15 protein-coding genes are annotated in these 21,161 nt (G+C 64.6%); 7 read left to right on the forward strand and 8 right to left on the reverse strand.

Annotated features, from left to right (window positions below; translation table 11 throughout):
• Positions 1 to 23: 23 nt before the first annotated feature.
• Entirely contained in the window at positions 24 to 2,717 is a 2,694-nt protein-coding gene (locus AC3ANQ_RS14465) for a bifunctional acetate--CoA ligase family protein/GNAT family N-acetyltransferase (protein ID WP_488301683.1), read from the reverse strand.
• A gap of 54 nt (positions 2,718 to 2,771) precedes the next feature.
• On the opposite strand from AC3ANQ_RS14465, the gene AC3ANQ_RS14470 reads away from it, so the two are divergent.
• Positions 2,772 to 5,309, forward strand: a complete 2,538-nt coding sequence (locus tag AC3ANQ_RS14470) for a DNA gyrase/topoisomerase IV subunit A (RefSeq protein ID WP_488301684.1) — start codon at positions 2,772 to 2,774, stop codon at positions 5,307 to 5,309.
• A gap of 34 nt (positions 5,310 to 5,343) precedes the next feature.
• Here the strand turns inward: AC3ANQ_RS14470 and AC3ANQ_RS14475 are convergent, their stop codons facing one another.
• Positions 5,344 to 5,730, reverse strand: a complete 387-nt coding sequence (locus tag AC3ANQ_RS14475) for a VOC family protein (RefSeq protein WP_488301685.1) — start codon at positions 5,728 to 5,730, stop codon at positions 5,344 to 5,346.
• 126 nt (positions 5,731 to 5,856) lie between these two features.
• On the opposite strand from AC3ANQ_RS14475, the gene AC3ANQ_RS14480 reads away from it, so the two are divergent.
• Together AC3ANQ_RS14480 and AC3ANQ_RS14485 are read left to right on the forward strand one after the other, a co-directional pair.
• The gene (locus AC3ANQ_RS14480) at positions 5,857 to 6,375 is read left to right on the forward strand and encodes a DinB family protein (protein ID WP_488301686.1); all 519 of its coding nucleotides are present in this window, start codon (positions 5,857 to 5,859) and stop codon (positions 6,373 to 6,375) included.
• 8 nt (positions 6,376 to 6,383) lie between these two features.
• Complete coding sequence (locus AC3ANQ_RS14485; RefSeq protein ID WP_488301687.1) at positions 6,384 to 7,466, forward strand: NAD(P)H-dependent flavin oxidoreductase; 1,083 nt, start codon at positions 6,384 to 6,386, stop codon at positions 7,464 to 7,466.
• Positions 7,467 to 7,477: 11 nt separating this feature from the next.
• Here AC3ANQ_RS14485 and cydD read toward each other — a convergent pair whose 3' ends face one another.
• The 3 genes from cydD to AC3ANQ_RS14500 are packed head-to-tail and all read right to left on the reverse strand — an operon-like array spanning position 7,478 to position 13,638.
• Positions 7,478 to 10,906 (reverse strand): thiol reductant ABC exporter subunit CydD, encoded by a 3,429-nt coding sequence (gene cydD / locus AC3ANQ_RS14490; RefSeq protein ID WP_488301688.1) that lies wholly within the window; start codon positions 10,904 to 10,906, stop codon positions 7,478 to 7,480.
• 3 nt (positions 10,907 to 10,909) lie between these two features.
• On the reverse strand, positions 10,910 to 12,007 hold the full coding sequence (cydB, locus tag AC3ANQ_RS14495; RefSeq protein ID WP_488301689.1) for a cytochrome d ubiquinol oxidase subunit II: 1,098 nt from the start codon (positions 12,005 to 12,007) through the stop codon (positions 10,910 to 10,912).
• Between the two features lie 20 nt (positions 12,008 to 12,027).
• The gene (locus AC3ANQ_RS14500; RefSeq protein ID WP_488301690.1) at positions 12,028 to 13,638 is read right to left on the reverse strand and encodes a cytochrome ubiquinol oxidase subunit I; all 1,611 of its coding nucleotides are present in this window, start codon (positions 13,636 to 13,638) and stop codon (positions 12,028 to 12,030) included.
• 270 nt (positions 13,639 to 13,908) lie between these two features.
• On the opposite strand from AC3ANQ_RS14500, the gene AC3ANQ_RS14505 reads away from it, so the two are divergent.
• Both AC3ANQ_RS14505 and AC3ANQ_RS14510 read left to right on the forward strand, forming a co-directional pair.
• A complete protein-coding gene (locus tag AC3ANQ_RS14505) occupies positions 13,909 to 14,295 on the forward strand; it encodes a BlaI/MecI/CopY family transcriptional regulator (protein ID WP_395801992.1) in 387 nt (128 codons plus the stop codon).
• 6 nt (positions 14,296 to 14,301) lie between these two features.
• Complete coding sequence (locus tag AC3ANQ_RS14510) at positions 14,302 to 15,294, forward strand: M56 family metallopeptidase (protein ID WP_488301691.1); 993 nt, start codon at positions 14,302 to 14,304, stop codon at positions 15,292 to 15,294.
• Positions 15,295 to 15,316: 22 nt separating this feature from the next.
• On the opposite strand, the gene AC3ANQ_RS14515 is transcribed toward AC3ANQ_RS14510, so the two are convergent.
• Positions 15,317 to 17,425, reverse strand: coding sequence for a DNA gyrase/topoisomerase IV subunit B (locus tag AC3ANQ_RS14515; protein WP_488301692.1), 2,109 nt, complete (start codon positions 17,423 to 17,425; stop codon positions 15,317 to 15,319).
• Between the two features lie 222 nt (positions 17,426 to 17,647).
• Between AC3ANQ_RS14515 and AC3ANQ_RS14520 the strand changes: the two genes are divergently transcribed.
• A complete protein-coding gene (locus AC3ANQ_RS14520) occupies positions 17,648 to 17,869 on the forward strand; it encodes a DUF7455 domain-containing protein (protein ID WP_265978992.1) in 222 nt (73 codons plus the stop codon).
• Positions 17,870 to 18,025: 156 nt separating this feature from the next.
• Here AC3ANQ_RS14520 and AC3ANQ_RS14525 read toward each other — a convergent pair whose 3' ends face one another.
• Complete coding sequence (locus AC3ANQ_RS14525; RefSeq protein ID WP_488301693.1) at positions 18,026 to 18,676, reverse strand: FMN-binding negative transcriptional regulator; 651 nt, start codon at positions 18,674 to 18,676, stop codon at positions 18,026 to 18,028.
• Positions 18,677 to 18,713: 37 nt separating this feature from the next.
• Positions 18,714 to 19,673, reverse strand: a complete 960-nt coding sequence (locus AC3ANQ_RS14530) for a DMT family transporter (protein ID WP_488301694.1) — start codon at positions 19,671 to 19,673, stop codon at positions 18,714 to 18,716.
• Here AC3ANQ_RS14530 and AC3ANQ_RS14535 point away from each other — a divergent pair.
• Complete coding sequence (locus AC3ANQ_RS14535; RefSeq protein WP_488301695.1) at positions 19,672 to 21,084, forward strand: aminotransferase-like domain-containing protein; 1,413 nt, start codon at positions 19,672 to 19,674, stop codon at positions 21,082 to 21,084. The two genes, AC3ANQ_RS14530 and AC3ANQ_RS14535, sit on opposite strands and share 2 nt — an antisense overlap.
• The last annotated feature ends 77 nt before the right edge of the window (positions 21,085 to 21,161 follow it).

The raw sequence follows: 21,161 nt of genomic DNA on the forward strand, positions 1-21,161 counted from the left end.
TAACCACCCGGTTCCCCGCCTGGTCAGCTGAGCATCGCGCGACGGGCGCTGTCCGTACGCCGTGCAGCGTTCCCGATCCATACCTCGGCGGCAAGGATCTTCGCGCCCCGCGGTCCAGCCAGGACGGGATTGAATTCCACGAGGGCAATCTCGGGGTGTTCATCTTTAAGGCGGACCAGCCGTGCACCGAGGTCCTCAAGGGCCGCCACGTCGACCGCCGGCAGTCCCTGGTAGCCAAACAGTTTCAGCGAAGCCCGGGGCGCCCGGATGAAGTCGTGAAGATCGGCTGCGGACAAAGGGGGCACCCGATGGGCCCAATCGTCCAGCAGGTTCACGGCGTCGCCTGCCAAACCGAAGGACACCACCGGGCCCAAGAGCGGATCTTCGATGGCGCGGAAGGTGCAGGCCTGTCCCACAGGTGCCATGGCCTGTACCTCGATGGCCGGTGACCCGTAGGGTCCAAGGACCCGCCGCATCTGCTCGATGTTGCGTCGCAGCGAGTCCGCGTCCTCGATGTCTAGCCGCACGCCACCTAAATCCAGGCGGTGCCGGAGCGCAGGCTCCGTGGTCTTGAGCACCACGGGCCAACCAAGCCGTTCGGCGGCGGCCACCGCTTCGTCGTCGCTCTCGAATACGGCTGACGGCACCACCGGGATGCCGTACCGGGACAGCAGCGCGGCGCCTTCGGCGTCGTCGAGCCGGACCAGTTGCTCCCCGGGAACGGAAGACAGGAGCCGCTCGATGTGTTCCCGCGTTCCCTCCCGGTCGCAACCCTCAGGCTCCACGAACATGCCCTGGTCCCGGTCCAGCCACTTCGCGTACCGGACGACGGCTGCCAAGGCTGCCACGGCACTCCCGGCGCTTGAGTAGCAGGGAAGGAATGGCCCGGATTCTCCGCTTGGAACAAGCAATCCATCCAGCTGCACGGAACTGTCAAGGATCCCCGTGAAAGCCGCCACCACGGGCTTACCAGCCTCTGCCGCGCATTCGGAGAGGACTCCGGCGATCGCCTCCATCGTGAGGCTGCGGGACGGCACCATGGCTGCCACCACCGCGTGCACGGCGTCGTCTGCAAGATTCTCCCGGAGGCTGCGCCGCAGTCCTTCCAGGGCCACCGACATCCCCGCATCCAGGTCGACGTTGGTGACGATCCTGTCGACGACCAGTCCCTGGGGCGCAGCGTTGTCCGCCACGACCTTCCCAAAGGCGGCGGAATTGCTGTAGACCGCGAGCGCCGGACCCTTGGGCAAGGGCTGGCTGGAAACGATCTGCGCCACATCCATGAGCTGCTCGATGGTTTCGACTGCGATGACCCCGGCCTGGCGCATCATGGCGTCCAGTGCCGCCGCCGGCGCCAGAGTCGTCCTGACGACGTGTCCTGGCGGAAGGCGCAACCCGGTGACATCGGACTTGGCAACGATGACGGGCTTGCTGCGCGACAACCGGCGCGCCAGGCGGGAGAACTTGCGTGGGTTGCCGATCGACTCCAAGTAGAGCCCGACGGCGGCCGTGTCGGGATCGTCTTCCCAAAACTGCATGACGTCGTTGCCGGAGACATCGGCACGGTTGCCGGCGGACAAGAACGAGGAAAGGCCCAAGCCCCGGCGGCTCGCAGCGGCGTAGACGGAAACACCGATGGCGGCAGATTGCGAAAACAGTCCCAGTCCCCCACGCCGGGGCAGGCTCGGGGCCATCGACGCATTGAGGGAGACCTCCGGATTCGTGTTCACGATCCCCAACGACTCGGGGCCGATCACGCGCATCCCGTAGGACCTGGCCTGGCGCACCAGGTCCCGTTGCTTCCGCAGTCCATGCTCGCCGTCGTCGGCATAGCCCGCAGTGGCGACCACCAGCCCTTTGACTCCCGCAGCACCGCACTCGTCCACAACCTTCGGCACTTCTTCGTAAGGTACTGCGATAATGGCAAGCTGCACCGGCGCGGGAACATCGGCGATCCGGGCGAAGGACTTCATTCCGGCCAGCTCGAACGCCTCGGGGTTGATCGCATAGACTGCGCCGGTGAAGCCTCCCTCCAGGATGTGCTCGAGCAGCTGGTGCCCTACGGTCCCCCACCGGCGGCTTGCGCCCACCACCGCGATCGACGACGGCGCCAGCAAGTCCCGCACGCTGCGGGCCTCGGCGCGGTGTTCCCGCGACTCCATGACGGCCAGGGATTTTTCGGTTGGGTCGATGTTGAACTCGACACTGACGACGCCGTCGTCGAATTTGCGCGCGAGCTCGTAGCCCGCGTCGGCGAAGACCCGGAGCATTTTGCGGTTCTCCGGCAGGACCTCGGCGGTGAAGCGTCGGATGCCGTTTTCGCGGGCAGCCGCCGCCAAGTGTTCCAGCAGGATCGAACCGATGCCACGGCCCTGCTGGACATCGGAGATATTGAACGCAACTTCGGCCTCGGTGGGGTCGTCGAGCCGGTCGTAGCGGCCGACGCCCACGATCTCTCCGCCGATGGTGATGACGAACGCCACCCGGTCCTTGTGGTCCACTTCGGTGAAGCGGTGCAGTTCCTTGCTGGAGAGCCTCGGCTTGAACGAGAAGAACCGCATGTAGATGGACGTCTCGGATTGTGCCGTGTGGAAAGCCTGGAGCGCGTCGGCGTCTTCGGGTGAGATGGGTCTCAAATGCGCCGTTCCGCCGTCACGAAGCACGACATCGGCCTCCCAATATTCCGGATATACGCCGACGCCGGGCTGATCCACCATAGGCTTAGCCTAGCTAAGTCTTCCGCAGTAAACGTTTAAGGATCCACCGACTCCATGGCACGCAGCCAAAGTCCCTCCCGCGCGAACGCAGCAGCGGCCGCCGTAGACGGGGACTTCACCGAGAACATCATCGATATCGACGTCACTTCCGAGATGGAAGGCTCCTTTCTGGAGTACGCGTATTCGGTGATCTATTCCCGCGCGCTCCCCGATGCGCGCGACGGCCTGAAGCCGGTTCAACGGCGCATTCTGTACATGATGAGCGACATGGGCCTGCGCCCGGACCGCGGCCATGTGAAGAGTGCCCGCGTGGTGGGCGAGGTCATGGGAAAGCTTCACCCCCACGGTGACGCCGCCATCTATGACGCCATGGTGCGCATGGCCCAGGACTTCTCCCTGCGCTTGCCCCTCATTGACGGGCACGGCAACTTCGGTTCGCTCGACGACGGCCCGGCCGCGCCGCGTTACACGGAAGCCCGGCTCGCCGCAGCTGCGATGACCATGACCGAGCACCTCGACGAAGACGTAGTGGACTTCGTTCCCAACTATGACAACCAGCTCACGCAGCCGGATGTCCTCCCCGCTGCTTTCCCCAACCTGCTGGTCAACGGCACCACGGGCATCGCCGTTGGCATGGCCACCAACATGGCCCCCCACAACCTCGTGGAAGTCATCGCCGCCGTCCGGCACCTCATAGCCCATCCGGACGCCACTCTGGAAGACGTCATGCGCTTCGTGCCCGGCCCGGACCTGCCCACGGGCGGCAGGATCGTGGGTCTGGATGGAATCCGTGATGCCTACGCCACGGGACGCGGCTCATTCAAGACCCGCGCCAAAGTAGAGATCGAGCAACTGACCGCGCGCCGCACCGGCCTGGTGGTGACCGAACTGCCCTACATGGTGGGTCCGGAGAAGGTCATCGAGAAGATCAAAGATGCCGTCAACGCCAAGAAGCTGACCGGCATCAGTGATGTCATGGATCTGACTGACCGCAAGCATGGACTGCGGCTCGTGATTGAGATCAAGAACGGTTTCAACCCCAACGCCGTGCTGCAACAGCTCTACCGGTTCACGCCGATGGAAGACTCCTTCGGCATTAACAACGTGACCCTGGTAGACGGGCAGCCGCAGACTTTGGGCTTGCTCCAGCTGCTCCAGGTGTATGTGGGCCACCGGATTTCGGTTGTACGCCGCCGTACTGCTTTCCGTCTGGGCAAGAAGAAGGACCGCCTCCACTTGGTGGAGGGCCTGCTGATCGCGATCGTGGACATCGACGAGGTCATCCAGATCATCCGCTCCTCGGACGAGGCCGCGGCGGCCCGCGAACGGCTCATGTCCATTTACGACTTGTCCGAGATCCAGGCCAACTACATCCTGGAACTTCGCCTGCGCCAACTGACCAAATACTCGCGCATCGAACTCGAAAAAGAGCAGGAAGAACTGCGCCGCGAGATCGCCGAGCTTGAAGCGATCCTGGCATCCGATGTTCTGCTGCGCGAGCTGGTGTCCGGGGAATTGGCCGAAGTGTCCGAGAAGTACGGCACCCCGCGACGCACCGTTCTCCTTGAGTCCGAGGCTGTCTCTCCCACCGTGGCCGCGGAGTTGGCAGCCGCCGTGCCGGCTGGCAAGGGCAAGGCCGCAGCGCTCCCGCTCGAAATCCCAGATGATCCCTGCTGGGCAATCCTGAGCACCTCCGGCCAGATCGCACGAACATCCAACCAAGAACCGCTGGCCGAATCCGGTCCTCGGAGCAAGCACGACGTTTACCGCTCCGTAGTCAAGACAACCGCGCGTGGCGAAATCGGCGCTGTCACCTCGCAGGGCCGCATGCTCCGGGTTCAAGTCATGGACATGCCGGCGCTACCACCGATGTCCGGGCTGCCCAATCTTGCGGGTGGCGTGGCGGCGAAGGACTTCATCACCCTGCTCAAGGGCGAGACGCTTGTTGCGTTCGTACCGTTCGATGCCGTGTTGGCCATCGGAACGGTCCAAGGCGTGGTCAAGCGCGTTCAGCCGGATTACCCGCTGAACCGTGAAGACTGGGAGATCATTGCGCTCAAGGACAAGGACACCGTGGTGGGCGTCGAGCCTGCCCAAAACGACGACGTCGAACTCGTCTTCGTGACCCGGCTTGCGCAGCTTTTGCGGTTCAGCGCCTCTTCCGTTCGGCCGCAGGGCCGGACGGCAGGCGGAATGGCCGGCATCAAGCTTGCAGCCGGCGACGACGTCATCCACTTCGGCACGGTGCGCGCCGACGACCCCTCCGCCGTCGTCGTGACGATTGCGGGCAGCAACGGCGCGTTGCCGGGGACCGCTCCGGGCACGGCCAAAATCACGCCCTTCGAGGAGTATCCGTCCAAGGGACGCGCCACGGGTGGCGTGCGGGCCCACCGCTTCCTCAAGGGCGAAGACACACTGCTGCTCGGCTGGGCAGGTCACGGCCCTGCGAAAGCCGCGTCCAGCGCCGGCGTCGCGCGTGCCCTCCCGCAGGAGCACGGCCGCCGCGACGGCTCCGGTGTTCCCCTCTCCCAGCCCGTGGACGCGATTGGCGCGAGCATGACATGGCAAAACGGGAGCGGCGAGGAAAACTGACCGGACACCGCCGTTGAAGACTGGCCCCGAGTACTCAGATAGGCACCGTAGCGATGCTGAGGATGTTTCCTTCCGTATCGAGGAACCAGGCTCCGCGATCACCGGTAGGGAAGGTGGCAATGCCGTTCTCAGTTTTCAGGCCCGGGAAGTCGTACTCCTCGAAAACGACTCCTCGTGCCCTGAGATCGGCCATGTCCTGCTCAAGATCGGTGCTCTGGAATCCCAACTGGGTGTTCTTGGCGGTCCCGGCGTTGGGCGTCTCGTAGAGCAGGAAGGCGGTTCCGTTGGCACATTTGTAAAGCAGGTTGTCTGCGGCCTCCGGATTGTCCGGTTCGAGGCCTAACTTGTCGCGGTAGAAGTCGCGGGCGCGGGCGATATCGCTGGCAGGGAGCACGCCGGCGACGTTTAGATCCTTAAGCATGGCAATTTCACTTTCCAGGCTTCCCCAGCACCTAACTTTACTCCTGATGGGCCATTTGGAGGTGGGCGCGGACACCTGCATTCCGCGGTGCGGCCGGATCGCGAACGCGGGCCCTAGACTACTGCCATGCCGATCATTCCTGATGACAAGGACTGGACCTGGGTCCTGTCCACACCTTGCCCCGAATGCGGTTTCGACGCCGCCACCGTGACCCCCTCCACTGTGCCGGGAACGGTCTTGAACATGCTGCCGCGCTGGCGCACCGTGCTTCGGCGCGAAGACGCCTCGGTCCGCCCGGACGACCACACGTGGTCGCCCCTGGAGTACGCCTGCCACGTGAGGGATGTCTTTAGCCTCTTCGACCAGCGCCTGAACCTGATGCTGCGCGAAGACGACGCCCGTTTCGCCAACTGGGACCAGGACAAGGCCGCAATCGACGGCGACTACGCCAACGCGGATCCCGCCGAAGTGTCTGCGCAGCTTGCTGCCGAAGGCGAACAAATCGCGAATTCCTTCGCCTCCGTCCACGAAGATGAATGGCCGCGCACGGGTGTCCGCAGCAACGGCTCCACCTTCACCGTGTTGACGTTTGCCCAGTACTTCCTGCACGACGTTGTCCATCACCTGCACGACGTCGACGGCTAGGACCCGCCGTGACGTGGAAAAATACGCGGGCCACCCGCCTCTTCAATATTGAACTGCCCATCGTTCTTGGCCCGTTCGGCGGTCTCTCATGGGTGGAGCTGTCGGCCACCGTCAGCGAGGCCGGCGGACTCGGTTCGTACGGGCTCTACGGCTATGAGCCGGAACGGATTGCCGCCACAGCCCGCGAACTCCGGGAGGCCAGCGGGAAACCATTCGGGCTGAACGTCTGGCTCCCCATCGAGGGCGAGGAACCGCCGTCGGTGGATGCCGAGCAATTCGCCGGCTACGTGGACGTCCTCCGGCCCTATTTCGAGCTGGTGGGCGTGGAGCCTCCCACGCAGCCTGAAACCTATCTGCCCGATCTGGAAGGTCAGATCCAAGCGGCCATTGACGCCCAACCGGCCGTGCTGAGCTTCGTGTTCGGTGTTCCGTCCGAGTCTGTGATCGAACAAGCCCACCGGAACGGCATTGTAGTAATGGGTACGGCGACCACCGTGGACGAAGCCGTAGCCTTGGATGCCGGCGGAGTAGATGCCATCGTTGCCACGGGGATGGAGGCTGGCGGCCACCGGGTTTCATTCCTGCGTGCTCCGGAGGACTCGCTCGTTGGAACCATGGCCCTTGTGCCGCAGGTGGCGGATGCGGTCTCGGTTCCGGTCATCGCGGCCGGCGGTATCTCCGATGGCCGTGGGGTCGCTGCGGCCCTGGCACTGGGTGCTGATGCGGTCCAGATCGGTTCGGCTTTCCTTGCCACGCGCCAATCAGCCATCAGTCCAGCGCACCTGGCCGCGCTGCACGGACCCGACGCCGCCCACACTGTCCTGACCCGCGCCCTCAGCGGTCGTTTAGCGCGCGGCATCCCCAACCGGATCATCGCTGAGCTCGCCGACCCCGCCGTCCACGCCCCGTTCCCTATCCAGAACTGGCTGACCGGCAAGTTCCGCCCCGCTGCGGCTACCCAGGGAATCCCGGGGCTCATGTCCCTGTGGGCCGGACAATCGACGCCGCTCATCCGGGAAGACGATGCGCGGAAGCTCGTGGACAATATCGTCGAGTCGGTGGACGCCATCTTTGGGCGGCTCGGCCGTTAGCCGCTGCTCCGCTAGTTTCCGTGCACCAGCGCCGGGAGGCCCGATGGTAAGCCGAGGTCCAGCCGGGAGTCTCCCCCGCTGATATCGGCCGGGTTGTGGGTCACGAGGACTACTGTGACGTCTCCCAGTCCGCCACGAAGTTCTGCCATCATCAAACGGGCGGCTTCGGCGTCGAGATGGGCCGTCGGCTCGTCCAGGAGGAGGACTTTTGCTCCGGTCAGGAGCGTGCGGGCCATGGCGAGACGCTGCCGTTCGCCGCCGCTCAGGAACGAACCCGAGGGGCCTATGCGGCTATCCAGCCCGTAAGGAAGCCCCGATACCAGTCCGGAGAGCCCGACGGCGCCCAAGGCCTCGTGCATGTCCGCTTCGGAAGGTCTGTGGCTGGCCGGGCGGGCGAGCAGCAGGTTGCCGCGGATGGTGGAGTCGAAGAGGTGGGCCTCCTGCGGACACCACGCCGCGTTCCCGGTGACGTAGGCTGCGCCGGACGATGCCGGCAGGAAACCGAGCAGCACCGAGAGCAGTGTCGATTTGCCGGAACCGGACGGACCCGTGACGGAGAGCCACCGCCCGGGGGCAGCCTCGCCGCCCAGCCCGCTGAACACCGTGGTGCCGCCGGGCCAAGACGCTTCGAGTCCGTCCAACAGCAGCCCCGGAGAACCGCCAGGCCGCTCCGGTAAGGCCAGTACACCGCCGTCGGACGCAGCTGACGTGTCAAACGCTCCCGACTTGGCGATTCGCCGCAATACCGCGGCCAAGGCGGGGGCCTGCCGCACTGCAGACACTACCGCCCCGTAGGGTTCCGCGAGCGCCAGTTGCATGAGCACAACCACGGCAAGCACAGCTGGCGCGACAGTTCCGGCTTGCACCGATGGTGCAGCGAGAATGCCCGCGGCCAAGGCTCCGAGGGTGCAGGCAAGAACGGTCAGTGCCTGGCCTATGCCGTCAGCCCACGCGGAACGCTGTGCGGCCGCAGTGGCCGCGTTGTCACGTCGGGTCAAGGACGATAGGACGGCAGGGGCCACGCCGTTGGCGCTGAGTTCGGCACGAGCGTCGAGGGCGGAGGCAACGTCGCGTAGCACCAGCGAACGCAATTTCTGCTCAGCGCGCGCGGCGTTGCGGTCCGCCCACAGGGCAAGCAGGGGGGCCAGAACAACCCCAACCACAGACGCCGCGATAACGGCCGGCACCGCTACGGGCACGAGCAGTGCCGAGGCGGTCACCGCCGACGCCGCGACGGCAAGGGCCGAGAGCGGCGGAAGTACGACGCGGGGCAACAAGTCCCGCAGCGTATCGACGTCGTCGACCACTGCCCCGAGCACGCTGCCGCCTTGCAGGAGCCGTCGGAGGGACAGTGCCCGCGCACTGAGCGCCGCCCACAGCGCTCCCCGGAGCCTTGTCATGGCGGCGAAGACGGCGTCGTGAACGAGGAGCCGTTCAGCGTAACGGAGCACTGCCCGGCCAATGCCGAAGAACCGCACACCGACAATGGCTCCGAGCAAGTAAAGGATGGGCGGTTGCTCACTGGCCCGGATAATGAGCCAGCCGGACAATCCGGACAGGGCCACGGCGAACAAGGCGGCGAGCGCCGCGATCAGCACAGCACCGGCGAACTTGTAGCGGACGGGAGCGAGGATACGTGCCAAGGCGTTGAGGGTGGAAATGGCGGTGGGGGGTTCAATCCCCCCGGCCGGGCCGCCCCGAAGATGGCTGTCCTGCTGGATTGCTGTTCCACGTGCGGCTGCCGCGGGCTCGGGATTGGCCCGGCCCGCTTGCTGCTCTGCCGTCCCGCCCTCGAGCCGCACCACGTGGTCCGCAAGTTTCCGGGTTGCGGCATCGTGGGCGACCAGGATGACAGTGGCGGCCCCTCGCAGGCCCTGGATTGCCGTGCGGATGGCATCTGCGGAGGCGGCGTCGAGATGGGCGGTGGGTTCGTCGAGCAGGAGTACCGTGGCTCCGGCTTTGAGGCGCGCCAGGCCGCGGGCGACGGCAACGCGCCGCAATTCGCCAGGGCTGAGCTCCGCGGGGTGTTTGAGTGCGAGGTGTTCCGCGGCAGCCTTCTCCAAGCACTCCATTGCGGTCGCGTTGCGGGCGTCCGGCGTGGATTTGGAGTCGGTTGTCGGGAAGCCCCGGCTGCCGCCGTTGAGGTAGAGGACGATCTCGTCCAGCACCGTTCCAGCCACCATGACGGGATGCTGCGGCACCCAGGCCACGGCTCCGGCGCCCAGTCCGGCAACGGTACCGCTAACGCGCGCCCGCGGACCGTCGCCGGTCGTGCCAGCCAGAACGCCCAGTACGGTGCTCTTTCCCGAACCGCTGCGGCCGTCAAGGGCCGTGATCTGCCCTACGGGGGCATGGAAGTCGATGGGCCCGACGGCGGCCGCGGCCCGTCCCGCGTAGCTCACCGTCAGGCCGGTGACCACGACGTCGGCGAGCGGCTTGTTTGTGGCGTCCGCGCCGACGTCGTACGCCTCTGTGCTGGAAACTTCGCTCAGGGGGCGGCCCGCCGGCGACTCCAGCACGGCGTTAGCGGCGGCCAGTGCTTCGCGGCCGTCGTCGCTGGCGTGGTGGGCCGTGCCCAGCTCACGCAGGGGAAGGTAGCAATCGGGGGCGAGGATGAGAGCCAGCAGGCCTGCTTCCAGGCCCATGTCCCCCGCCACGAGTCGTACGCCGATGAAGACGGCAACAACGGCCACGGAAATGGTGGCGATGAGCTCCAAGGCGAGGGCGGAAAGGAAGGCCGTCCGCAGGGTTCCCATCGTACGGGAACGGTATTCCTCGGAGAGGTCTTCGAGTGCTGCGCGTTGTTCGCGGGCGCGGCCCAATCCCACGAGCACCGGGAGCCCCTTGGCCAGCTCCAGGATGTGCCCAGAGAGCCTCCTCAAGGTGGATTGAGCCTCGTGGACCCTGTCCTCGGTGTGGCGGCCGATCAGCACCATGAAAAGCGGTACCAGCGGCAGGGTCAAAACCACAACCACGGCACTGACCCAGTCCGCGAAAAGTATCCGGACGCCCAGGAGCAAAGGTACTGCGGCGCAATTGACCAAGGCCGGCAGGAACTGGGTGTAGTAGTTGTCGAGCGCATCAAGTCCGCGCGTCGCGAGCACCGCCATCCCGCCGTCGTTCACTCCGCCGACCCGTCCCGCGGCCCCGGCACCGAGGGCTCGGCCCAGAAGCCTGGACCTCAGCTCTTCCTTGACCCCGAGGGCCGCCCGGCGCGCCGCGACTCCCTGGCCCCAGACCGTCAGCGACCGCAGCACCGCGCCGATGGCACCCCAGAGGAGTCCTTCCCGCCACCCCATGCCGCCCGCGGCAAGTCCGGACAGCATCCCCGCGACGGCCTGTGCAATCAGGACCAGTGACAAGGCCTTGAGCGATGACAACAAGCCAAGGGCGTACAGGGCGGATCGGGTGGCGGGTCCGTCTGGCAACTGGGGCTTCATCCGCTACTCCCTCGCGTTGTGGCGTGCGTGTTTTGCAGCCGGACCGCCCGACGCCGCGTGACCGACCAGCACCTTGGCCGCGATGGCCGGCAGGAAACCATGTGCGGCCGGAATGTGTGCCGCGCTGACGCGCTGGCGGAACACCCAGTAGGTCCACGCCTGGTAGGCGATGACAAGGGGCAGACCGACTGCCGCAACGATGCTCATCAACCCCAAGGTGTAGGCGGAGGATGAGGCGTTGGAAATGGTGAGGTTGAAGGCAGGATCCAAGGTCGAAGGAATCACCACCGGGAAGGCTGCACCGAAGATGGATGCTGTGGCGCACACCAGGAACACACCCAGGGCTCCGAAGGCCCTGCCCTCGGCTCCCTTGCGGGCGAGAACCCAGGCCGCTGCGGCAGCCAGGACTCCCACGATCACGAGTGCCCAGGTCCACGTCTTGCCGCTAAGGAGTTGGACGGCCACCATCCATCCCAGCAGCGGCAGCAATGCGACTGGCGAGAGCCGCACAAACCAGCGGCGCGCGCGATGGCGCACCTCGCCGTCGGTCTTCAAGGCTAGGAACGCCAAAGCATGCACCAGGGCGAACGCCACGACGGCGAAGCCGCCCAGCACTGCGTAACCGCTGAACCAGGCAAAGGGGCCGCCTTGGCGGTCGCCGTTAGCGTTGAGCGGCAGCCCGGTAGTGGTCAATGCCAGGGCCGCGCCGATGCCGAACGCTGCCGTGAACGAACCAATGGCAATGGCCCAGTCCCAGATGGTCCGCCAGCGCGCGGTGTCCACCTTGCCCCGGTACTCGAAAGCCACAGCTCGGAAGATCAAGGCCACCAGGACAAGTAGCAGGGGCAGGTAGAGGGCCGAGAACAGCGAGGCGTACCAGAGCGGGAAGGCCGCAAACGTGGCGCCGGCCGCGGTCAGCAACCAGACTTCGTTCCCGTCCCATACCGGGCCGATCGTGTTCAGTAGAACCCGGCAGTCGGTGTTGTTCCGGGCGAAGAGCTTCATGAGCATTCCGACGCCTAGATCGAAGCCCTCCAGGAAGAGGTAGCCGGTCCACAGCACGGCGATGGCTATGAACCAGACGGTTGGCAACAGTTCCATGCGAAAGATTCCTCTGCTTCCTAGTAGGCGAATGCCAGGACGTCGTCGCTGTCGCCGGGCTGGCCCGGGGCACCCGGGGTCCCGCCGTCGTCCTTCTTTTCTTTCTTTTCGCCGTGGCGAGCCTCAGCGAGCTCCGGCATCGCGGAGGCCACGCCCCCGCGGGCATATTTGACCAGCAGCCGGACTTCCACCACCAACAGGACCGCGTAGATCGAGGCCAACACCACCAATGAGGTAATGAGCTCAGCGGCAGACACTCCGGGAGAGACGGCCGCGGCCGTGAACATGAACACCTGGTCGATGCCGCTCGCGTCCGGATTGGGCGCGACGACGAATGGCTGCCGGCCCATTTCCGTGAAGATCCAGCCGGCGGCGTTGGCCCCAAAGGGAGCAAGGATCCCGAAGACTGCAAGGCGCATGATCCAACGAGATTGCGGCACCACTCCCCTGCGCGTCACCCACAGGGCAAGCAACGCGGCAAAGGCGGCAAGCCCACCGAAGCCAATCATCATGCGGAAGCCCCAATAGGTGACTTCCATGACCGGCACGTACTGGATTTCCTGCCCTGCGCGATCGCCGTATAGGGGATCGTTCGGCAAGTGAGTGCCGTACTTGGCCTTGTACTCGTCCAGGAGGCTGTTGACGCCCTTCACCTCTGTGCTGAAGTCGCCCTTGGCCAGGAAGGAGAGAATGCCGGGAACCTCGATCACGGCCACAACGTCGTTGCAGTTCTTGGAGCCGACATTGCCGACACTCAGCACGGAGAATCCAGTGCCGTCGTGGCATGCGGCCTCAGCTGCGGCCATCTTCATGGGCTGCTGTTCGAACATCAACTTGCCCTGCAGATCGCCCGTGAAGGCGGTCCCGGCAAAGGAGATCATGGCAACGACGGCGCCGATCCGCAAGGAATTGATCCACACCTTGTAGTCTGCCTTGTCCCGTCCGGGGATGTTGGCTTCGCCGGGAATGGCGCGGCCGTCCGCATCGACGGTGTCAATGCCGTCGTGGCGGCGCCGCCAGAGGTGGTACCACGCGATGCCCAGAAGGAACGCACCGGCGACGCCTAGAGCGCCGAAGAGCGTGTGCGGCACAGCCACCAAGGCGGTGTTGTTGGTGAAGACCGCCCAGGCGTCGGTCATGACGGGGCGCCCGTTGACCATCTCGATGCCGACCGGGTGCTGCATCCAGGAATTGGCGACGATGATGAAGTAGGCCGAGAAGAGCGAGCCGATCACTGCGATCCAAAGGCACGCGAGGTGGACACCCCGCTTGAGCTGCTTCCAGCCGAAGATCCACAGCCCTAGGAAGGTCGATTCCACAAAGAACGCCAGAAGCGCTTCCAGGGCCAGGGGCGCGCCGAAGATGTCTCCAACGAAGCGGCTGTACTCACTCCAGGCCATGCCGAACTGGAATTCCTGCACAATGCCCGTGGCCACGCCCATGATGAAGTTGATTAGGAAGAGCTTGCCCCAGAACTTGGTCATCCGCAGGTATTCAACTTTTCCGGTGCGGTACCAAAGTGTCTGGATGACGGCCACAACAAGCCCCAGCCCGATGGTCAGCGGCACCATCATGAAGTGGTAGACCGTGGTGATTCCAAATTGCCAGCGTGCGATTTCCAAGGCGTCCATGGCTGTCCTTATTGTCCCGCCGCCCGCTTGCGGCGTCCATTTTCTACGTTGTGTAGAAATTTCTTCTTCTACGCAGTGTAGAACAAATCCGTCCGATGTGATCACCACTCTTCCAGTGGCGTAACAGTGCCGCAAGGACACGCCGCGCCGCATGTTCTACTTCACGTAGAATCGCGCTCCAAAAAGCGGTAGATTGATGGTGGAATGTTGGATCATCGCACTCCCCCGGGCCTATCGCGGCGGGGAACTGCGGAAAGTAGGGATGCATTGATGGCAAGTCTTGGTGAACTGGAACGGGCGGTCATGGATCTGCTCTGGGCAGGCCAGGAGGCTGCGACAGCCAACAAACTTCGTGACCTGCTGGCGCAGGACTCCGCAGCCGCCGATGGCATCGCAGGGCACCAGGGCAAGGACCTCGCCGTCACCACGGTGTTGACGGTCTTGTCCCGCCTTGAGAAAAAGGGCCTTGTGGAGCGCGAACGGGGTACCCGTCCGCACCGCTACCAGGCCGTGTCGAGCCGCGCTGACCACACGGCAGACCTCATGCATGAGGCGCTGGGGTCGGCCCCTGACCGCGAAGCCGTGCTGGCCCGGTTCATTGGTTCCGTAAGCGAAAGTGAAGCTGCCACGCTGCGCAAACTGCTCGGCAAAAACTAACCACCCATGTTCTGGACCTCATATTTTCTGGCGGTCCTTGCTTTGGTGCTGGCATGGCCAGTTCCGGTTCTCTTGTCGCGCGCCGAGTGGCCGGCGCGCGCACCTTTCATGGCCATGGTCCTCTGGCAAGCCATCGCACTTGCCGGGGGCCTCTCCATGATCGGGGCCATGCTCGTCTACGGACTTGAGCCCGTCGGCGACAACCTCATTGCGGGGCTGCGTTCGTTGACCGGCATGGTGCTTCACAACGAGCCCACTACAGCGCTGGGCTTCTGGCATTTGTTCGCTCTGTCCGCAGCGGCGCTGCTGAGCGCCCATCTGGTGTTTACCCTGCTGCTGACCTACGTCAAGATCGAGCGGCAGCGGCAGCGGCACCGTGAACTCCTCGCGCTTCTGGCCTCACCCTCCGACGACGGTCCGGGAACCGTGGTCATCAACCATGCCTCACCCGTTGCCTACTGCCTTCCCGGCGGAGCAAGGTCCGTGACCGTGCTGTCCGATGGCCTGATGGCCGCACTGGAACCTGCTGAACTCAGGGCCGTCCTGATCCACGAGAACGCGCATCTCTCGCAACGCCACGACCTCCTCTTGTGGGCCTTCGCCGCGTGGCGCCAGGCGCTGCCCTGGTTCCCCACTACCCGGCTCGCCCAGGTGGCGGTCAACTCCCTGATGGAGATGCTCGCCGATGACGTGGCGCTGCGCACCGAAAGCAAGGGAACCCTCATCAAGGCGATCGCGATCGTGGCCAACGGTTCCGCCCGTCCCGCGGAGCGGGTCTCGCTCCCCGGAACAAGCGCCCAGGACTCTTCCTCTGAAGACGGCACATTGAGCGGCACCGGTGGTGCCGATTCACCACGTACGACGGCGTCGCGCGTCAGCAGGCTACTCTCGCCCAAGCCCCCGCTTTCGGCAGGACTTCGCGCCTTGGTCCTCGCGGCGTCGGCCATGTTGCTTGCCGTGCCCACAGGACTGCTGATCGTGCCGGGCCTGCTGGGCTAAGCCGTGCCCGCTGAATCGGGCATCAGGCGTCGATGCGTTCCCGGTCCAGGTCTGCGGCGCCCGCAATGATGAAGTCCTTGCGCGGGGCGACGTCCGAACCCATCAACAGGTCAAAGGTGTCCTCCGCCATCTTGGCATTCTCAATCCCCACCTTGCGGAGGGTGCGGTGGCGCGGATCCATGGTGGTCTCGGCGAGTTGCTCGGCGTCCATCTCGCCCAGGCCCTTGTAGCGCTGGATCGGTTCTTTGTAGCGCTTGCCTTCCTTGGCGAGCTTTGCCAGCAGGACGTGCAGCTCGGCCTCCGAGTACGTGTATATCATCTCGTTGGCTTTCTGGCCCGCGTTGATGACCTCCACCCGGTGCAAGGGCGGTACTGCCGCGTACACCCGGCCCTCGTCGATCATCGGACGCATGTACCGGAAGAACAAGGTGAGCAGAAGCGTGCGGATGTGGGCGCCGTCGACGTCTGCATCGGTCATGAGGATCACCTTGCCGTAACGGGCGGCGTCGATGTCGAAGCTCCGGCCGGACCCTGCACCCACTACCTGTATGAGGGCGGCGCACTCTGCGTTGGAGAGCATGTCCCCCACCGAGGCTTTCTGCACGTTCAGGATCTTTCCACGTATGGGCAAGAGCGCCTGGAAGTCCGAGGACCGCGCCAGCTTGGCGGTGCCAAGGGCGGAGTCACCTTCCACGATGAACAACTCGGAGCGTCCGACGTCGTCCGTGCGGCAATCAGCTAGCTTGGTTGGCATCGACGACGTTTCCAGTGCATTCTTCCGGCGCTGCGTTTCCTTGTGGACCCGGGCCGAGATGCGGGACTTCATCTCGCTGACGATTTTCTCGAGCAGCAAGGTGGACTGGGCTTTGTCATTGCGGTTCGCCGAGTTCAGACGCGCCGTGATCTCGTCTTCCACCACTTTGGAAACGATCGCCCTGACCGCCGATGTGCCCAGGATTTCCTTGGTCTGGCCCTCGAACTGCGGCTCTGCCAGGCGGACAGTCAGCACGGCCGTCAGGCCTGCCAGCACGTCGTCCTTCTCGATCTTGTCGTTGCCCGCTTTGAGTTTGCGTGAGTTCGTTTCCACGGCCTTGCGGAAGGTCTTCAGGAGTGCCTGCTCGAAGCCGGCCTGGTGTGTTCCGCCCTTGGGCGTGGCGATGATGTTGACGAAGCTCCGCATGGTGGTCTCATAGCCGATCCCCCACCGCAGCGCGACGTCAACTTCACAATCGCGCTCCACTTCGGCGATCTTGCTGTGCCCATTCTCGTCAAGGACCGGAACGGTTTCCTTGAACTTGCCCGCACCGTGGAGCCGCCAAATGTCAGTGACACCCGAATCTGCGGCAAGGAAGTCGACAAACTCGGAAATGCCGCCGTCGTGGTGGAAGACCTCTTCGTGCGGGCCGTCCGCACCGGGCGTGCCGGGGAGTCGGCGCTCATCGCGCACGGTGAGCTTGAGGCCCGGAACCAGGAAGGAGGTTTGGCGGGCGCGGGCAGCGAGGTCCTCGTGCGAGAACTTCGCGTCCGGGGTGAAGATCTGACGGTCCGCCCAGTAACGGATGCGGGTGCCGGTGACGCCTCGTTTGGCTTTGCCGACAACGTCGAGCACCGAATCTTCGACGAACGGTTCAAAGACCGACGTCGGGCTGGGCTTGGAGCCGGTGTCCTTGAACCGTCCGGGTTCCCCCCGGCGGAAGGACATCTGGTAGGTCTTGCCGCCGCGGTCCACCTGCACGTCAAGACGGGCAGAGAGCGCATTCACAACGGACGCCCCAACGCCGTGCAAACCACCCGAAGCCGTGTACGAGCCGCCACCGAACTTTCCGCCGGCGTGCAGTTTGGTGAAGACGACCTCGACGCCGGTCAGCCCGGTCTTGGGTTCCAAGTCAACGGGGATGCCGCGGCCGTCGTCGTGGATTTCCACCGAATTGTCAGCGTGCAGGATGATTTGGATGTCGTGGCCGAAGCCCGCCAGCGCTTCGTCGACTGAGTTGTCGATAATCTCCCACAGGCAATGCATGAGGCCACGGGAGTCGGTGGAGCCGATATACATGCCCGGACGCTTGCGGACCGCTTCGAGGCCTTCCAGGACTGAAAGGTGCCGGGCGTTGTATTCAGAACTCGGTGCCACGGGCGGGGCGCTCCTTCGGGGTGTAACAGACGCAAATTAAGGCTTCTCCTAGGCTAGTCGCCCCTGAGCCAAGACGAGTGCTGCCACTCCCAATCGTGCCGGACGCCACTTCCTAGTGTTACGCACATGTGATACGCGGACAGCGAACGTGACCCATCCTTGCCATGGTTTCGCTTCGAATGCTGGTTATATGGATACACAGAACTACTAAGGAGGCCGAACATGACAACAGCAGTTGCAGACCGCACACTCAATGCACTCGACCGGTGCGACCGTTGCGGGGCCCAGGCATATGTCCGCGTTGTACTCGAGTCCTCCGGCGGTGAGCTGCTCTTCTGCGGCCACCACGCACGCGCAATAGAGGCCACGCTGCGGCCGATGACCTCGGACTGGCATGACGAAACGGGTCGCCTTCAGGAGAAGGAACCCGTCCTGGCCGACTAGCCATCCATGGCCGCCCACAGGCCGCCCGGTTGACAAAATTTCATAGAGATAGCGAGGCCCCTCCGGATGGAGGGGCCTCGCTGCGTTAACCGTGCTGCGTTAAATCAGTGGCGGCATAGAGGAAGCGCCGCTTAACAGGGAAGCTGTCTCCGTGCCCTACGCGAAGCCGGCGTCCGGGCGCGATCTTTCCTGCCTGGCTCGCGCTACGTCGGCGGAGGCCTCTGCTTGCCCGCGTGCCTCAAGGCCAGCAATCACGCCATCAATGTCCGTGTCAGGTCGGTTTTGGCTGAGTTTGGTTTTCGCTTCGATCCTCGTGATCAATAGTTCGACGCCAACGATGGCTCGCAACTGACCTGCGACGTAACGCTCCGGCGCATCGTCCACGGACCACGGTCGCTCAAAGGGGGCTTCGTTGAGCCCTGTCAGCCGCCGGACCTGGTTGCCGAGCCACGCCACATCGTCATGGACGGCGAGCCTTCCGTAGACGTGGGCTGTGGAGTAGTTCCACGTCGGGACGACACGTCCGTGTTCGGCCTTCGAGGCGTACCACGAAGGCGAGACATAGGCATCCGCACCCTGGATGATGACTAGTGATTCTCCGATCGCCGGCTCGGACCATTGCGTGTTGGTTCGGGCGAGGTGTCCGTGCAACGCGCCGTGTTCGCCGATCGAAGGATCGTAGACGAAGGGCACGAAACTGGCGAGCAGGCCTCGCTGGGTCATGGTGACTAAGTTTGCAGCGCCCGGCCGCATGAGGAGGTCATGGATGGAGTCGGTGCCGGCTTGGAAGTGCGCTGGAATGTACATGGGGTTCTCCTTCGGGGTAGGGGGATCTTGATGTCCGTTAGCGATTCTGGTTCGCAGGCTTCGGATTGAGCCGGACGCGGACGGCGACGCCGGCGCAAAGGATGACGGCGATTCCACCGACGATTGTGGTCCAGCCCAGGGTTTCGCCAAGCAGCAATCCTGCCCAGCAGATGCTCATCACGGGCTGGACGAGTTGTATCTGGCTGACCTTGGCCATAGGCCCAATGGCGAGGCCCCGGTACCAGGCGAAGAAGCCGAGGAACATACTAACGATTCCGAGGTATGCAAAAGCAGCCCATTGAGCCGGTGAAGCTAACGGAGGCTGCTGAGCCATGGAGAGCGCCGTCAGACCGGCCATCAACGGCAATGCCAGCACGAGCGCCAAGGATACGGTCTGCCACGCGCCGAGTTCGCGTGCGAGCAGTCCCCCTTCGGCGTAACCGATAGCCGCCGCAATGACGGCACCGAGGAGCAGCAAGTCCGCCCAGTTCAGCTGTCCGAGCCCGCCGGACTGCGCTGGGTGACCTGCCTGCGATAGGGCGAATGCAATGGCTGCAATGGCTCCCACGGCCGTGACCAGCCAGAAAGCGATCGGCGGATGCTCACGTCCGCGCAGCACTGCCGCAGTTGCCGTCGCGGCAGGCAACAGAGCGATGACGACGGCACCGTGACTGGCCGGCGTCGTCATGAGGGCGAATGAGGTAAGCAACGGGAAGCCGACAACAATCCCGGCAGCGACCACCGCGAGCCGCGCCCATTGCTTGCCTCGAGGAAGTCGCTGCTTGGTGAGCGAGAGCGCACACATTGCGAGTATCCCTGCGACGACGGCACGACCCGAGCCGATAAACAGGGGCGACAGGCCACCAACCGCCGCTCGGGTGAAGGGAACAGTGAACGAGAACGCCGCTACTCCCAGAAGGCCCCACCAAAGGCCCGTGGCTGGAAGGGACGGTATCACTGGGCGAATAAGCGTAGTAGCGCTACTATTGTCTCTCATGAACAACGATAGCAGTTCCCGGATTGCGATGCGACTGCGCGAATGGATCGCAGGGGCGGCGCCGGGATCCCGGCTGCCATCCACGCGGTCGCTGGTTGCCGAGTTCCAGGCCAGCCCGGTGACGGTGCAGAAGGCCCTGCAAGCGCTCACTTCCCAGGGCTTGATTGAGAGCAGGCCCGGCGTCGGGACTTTTGTGCGGGCCGTCCGGACTGCCAGGCCGTCGGATTACGGCTGGCAGACTGCGGCGCTGCGCGCACCGCAGGCACCTCCCCGCTCGGCCTCCACAACGATGCGCAGCACCTCGAACGACGTCATTGCTTTCCACTCCGGCTACCCGGACCGGGAACTCCTGCCGGAGCGCCTTGTGCGGGCCGCGCTCGCCCGCGCCGCCCGGGGAGACGCGGCATTGTCTCGACCACCCGCGGCGGGGCTTCCCGAGTTGCAGTCCTGGTTCGCGCACGAACTAGGCTCTACGACCCTGGCAGGGCTCACCCCGCCAACACCGAGCGACGTCATCGTGCTGCCAGGAAGCCAAGGCGGCCTCAGCTCGATATTTAGTGCGTTGGTGGGCCACGGGCAGCCACTGCTCATGGAATCCCCGAGCTACTGGGGAGCCATTCTGGCCGCGACGCAAGCGGGAGTCCGCATAATTCCGGTGCCCAGCGGGCCCGATGGGCCCGACCCGGAAGAATTGGCCAGGGCCTTTGAGGAGACCGGTGCACGCCTGTTCTACGCACAACCGAATTACGCGAACCCCACCGGAGCGCAATGGCCCGCTCGACGGGGCGAGCAGGTCCTGGACGTGGTGCGCGCGAACGGTGCGTTCCTGGTGGAGGACGACTGGGCGCACGATTTCGGCATCACTTCGGCTCCCATGCCCATCGCCGCACGTGACGATTCCGGGCATGTCGTCTATCTGCGCTCCCTCACGAAGAGCGTCTCCCCGGCCATCCGCGTTGCTGCCGTCATCGCACGCGGCCCGGCCCGCGAACGCATCCTCGCAGACCGGGCCGCAGAGTCGATGTATGTCAGCGGGTTGCTCCAGGCTGCAGCACTCGATGTCGTCACACAGCCAGCCTGGCAGACACATCTACGCAGCCTTCGCCATCAGCTTCAATCCCGCCGCGACCTTCTGATCACGAGCCTGCGCGAACACGCCCCTCAGGCCCATATCAGCCAGATCCCCAAGGGAGGGCTGAACCTCTGGGCACGCTTGCCGGACGGGACAGACCTAGAAAGGCTGACCCTGGATTGCGAGAGTGCCGGGGTGATGATCGCCGTCGGCAATGAGTGGTTCCCGGCTGAACCGGCAGGTCCGTTCATCCGGCTCAACTATGCCGGCCCCAACCCGTCCGCCTTCCCGGAAGGTACAAGGATCCTCGGCCAGGCACTCGAACGAAACAAGCGTTAGGAACATGAAAATGGACCCCCGGAAGTTCAACCGAGGGTCCATTTTCGTGGAAGCCTTGCGCCGCTTAGCGCAGGGCG

Source organism: Arthrobacter sp. DMZ02-1R (genome assembly GCF_057747935.1).

Excerpts from the sequence above, each read along its gene's own strand:
- AC3ANQ_RS14535 (WP_488301695.1), top strand. The coding sequence starts at position 19,672 with ATGAACAACGATAGCAGTTCCCGGATTGCGATGCGACTGCGCGAATGG.
- AC3ANQ_RS14480 (WP_488301686.1), top strand. The coding sequence starts at position 5,857 with ATGCCGATCATTCCTGATGACAAGGACTGGACCTGGGTCCTGTCCACA.
- cydD (WP_488301688.1), bottom strand. The coding sequence starts at position 10,906 with ATGAAGCCCCAGTTGCCAGACGGACCCGCCACCCGATCCGCCCTGTAC.
- AC3ANQ_RS14525 (WP_488301693.1), bottom strand. The coding sequence starts at position 18,676 with ATGTACATTCCAGCGCACTTCCAAGCCGGCACCGACTCCATCCATGAC.
- AC3ANQ_RS14500 (WP_488301690.1), bottom strand. The coding sequence starts at position 13,638 with ATGGACGCCTTGGAAATCGCACGCTGGCAATTTGGAATCACCACGGTC.
- AC3ANQ_RS14530 (WP_488301694.1), bottom strand. The coding sequence starts at position 19,673 with ATGAGAGACAATAGTAGCGCTACTACGCTTATTCGCCCAGTGATACCG.
- AC3ANQ_RS14505 (WP_395801992.1), top strand. The coding sequence starts at position 13,909 with ATGGCAAGTCTTGGTGAACTGGAACGGGCGGTCATGGATCTGCTCTGG.
- cydB (WP_488301689.1), bottom strand. The coding sequence starts at position 12,007 with ATGGAACTGTTGCCAACCGTCTGGTTCATAGCCATCGCCGTGCTGTGG.
- AC3ANQ_RS14470 (WP_488301684.1), top strand. The coding sequence starts at position 2,772 with ATGGCACGCAGCCAAAGTCCCTCCCGCGCGAACGCAGCAGCGGCCGCC.
- AC3ANQ_RS14510 (WP_488301691.1), top strand. The coding sequence starts at position 14,302 with ATGTTCTGGACCTCATATTTTCTGGCGGTCCTTGCTTTGGTGCTGGCA.
- AC3ANQ_RS14475 (WP_488301685.1), bottom strand. The coding sequence starts at position 5,730 with ATGCTTAAGGATCTAAACGTCGCCGGCGTGCTCCCTGCCAGCGATATC.
- AC3ANQ_RS14465 (WP_488301683.1), bottom strand. The coding sequence starts at position 2,717 with ATGGTGGATCAGCCCGGCGTCGGCGTATATCCGGAATATTGGGAGGCC.
- AC3ANQ_RS14520 (WP_265978992.1), top strand. The coding sequence starts at position 17,648 with ATGACAACAGCAGTTGCAGACCGCACACTCAATGCACTCGACCGGTGC.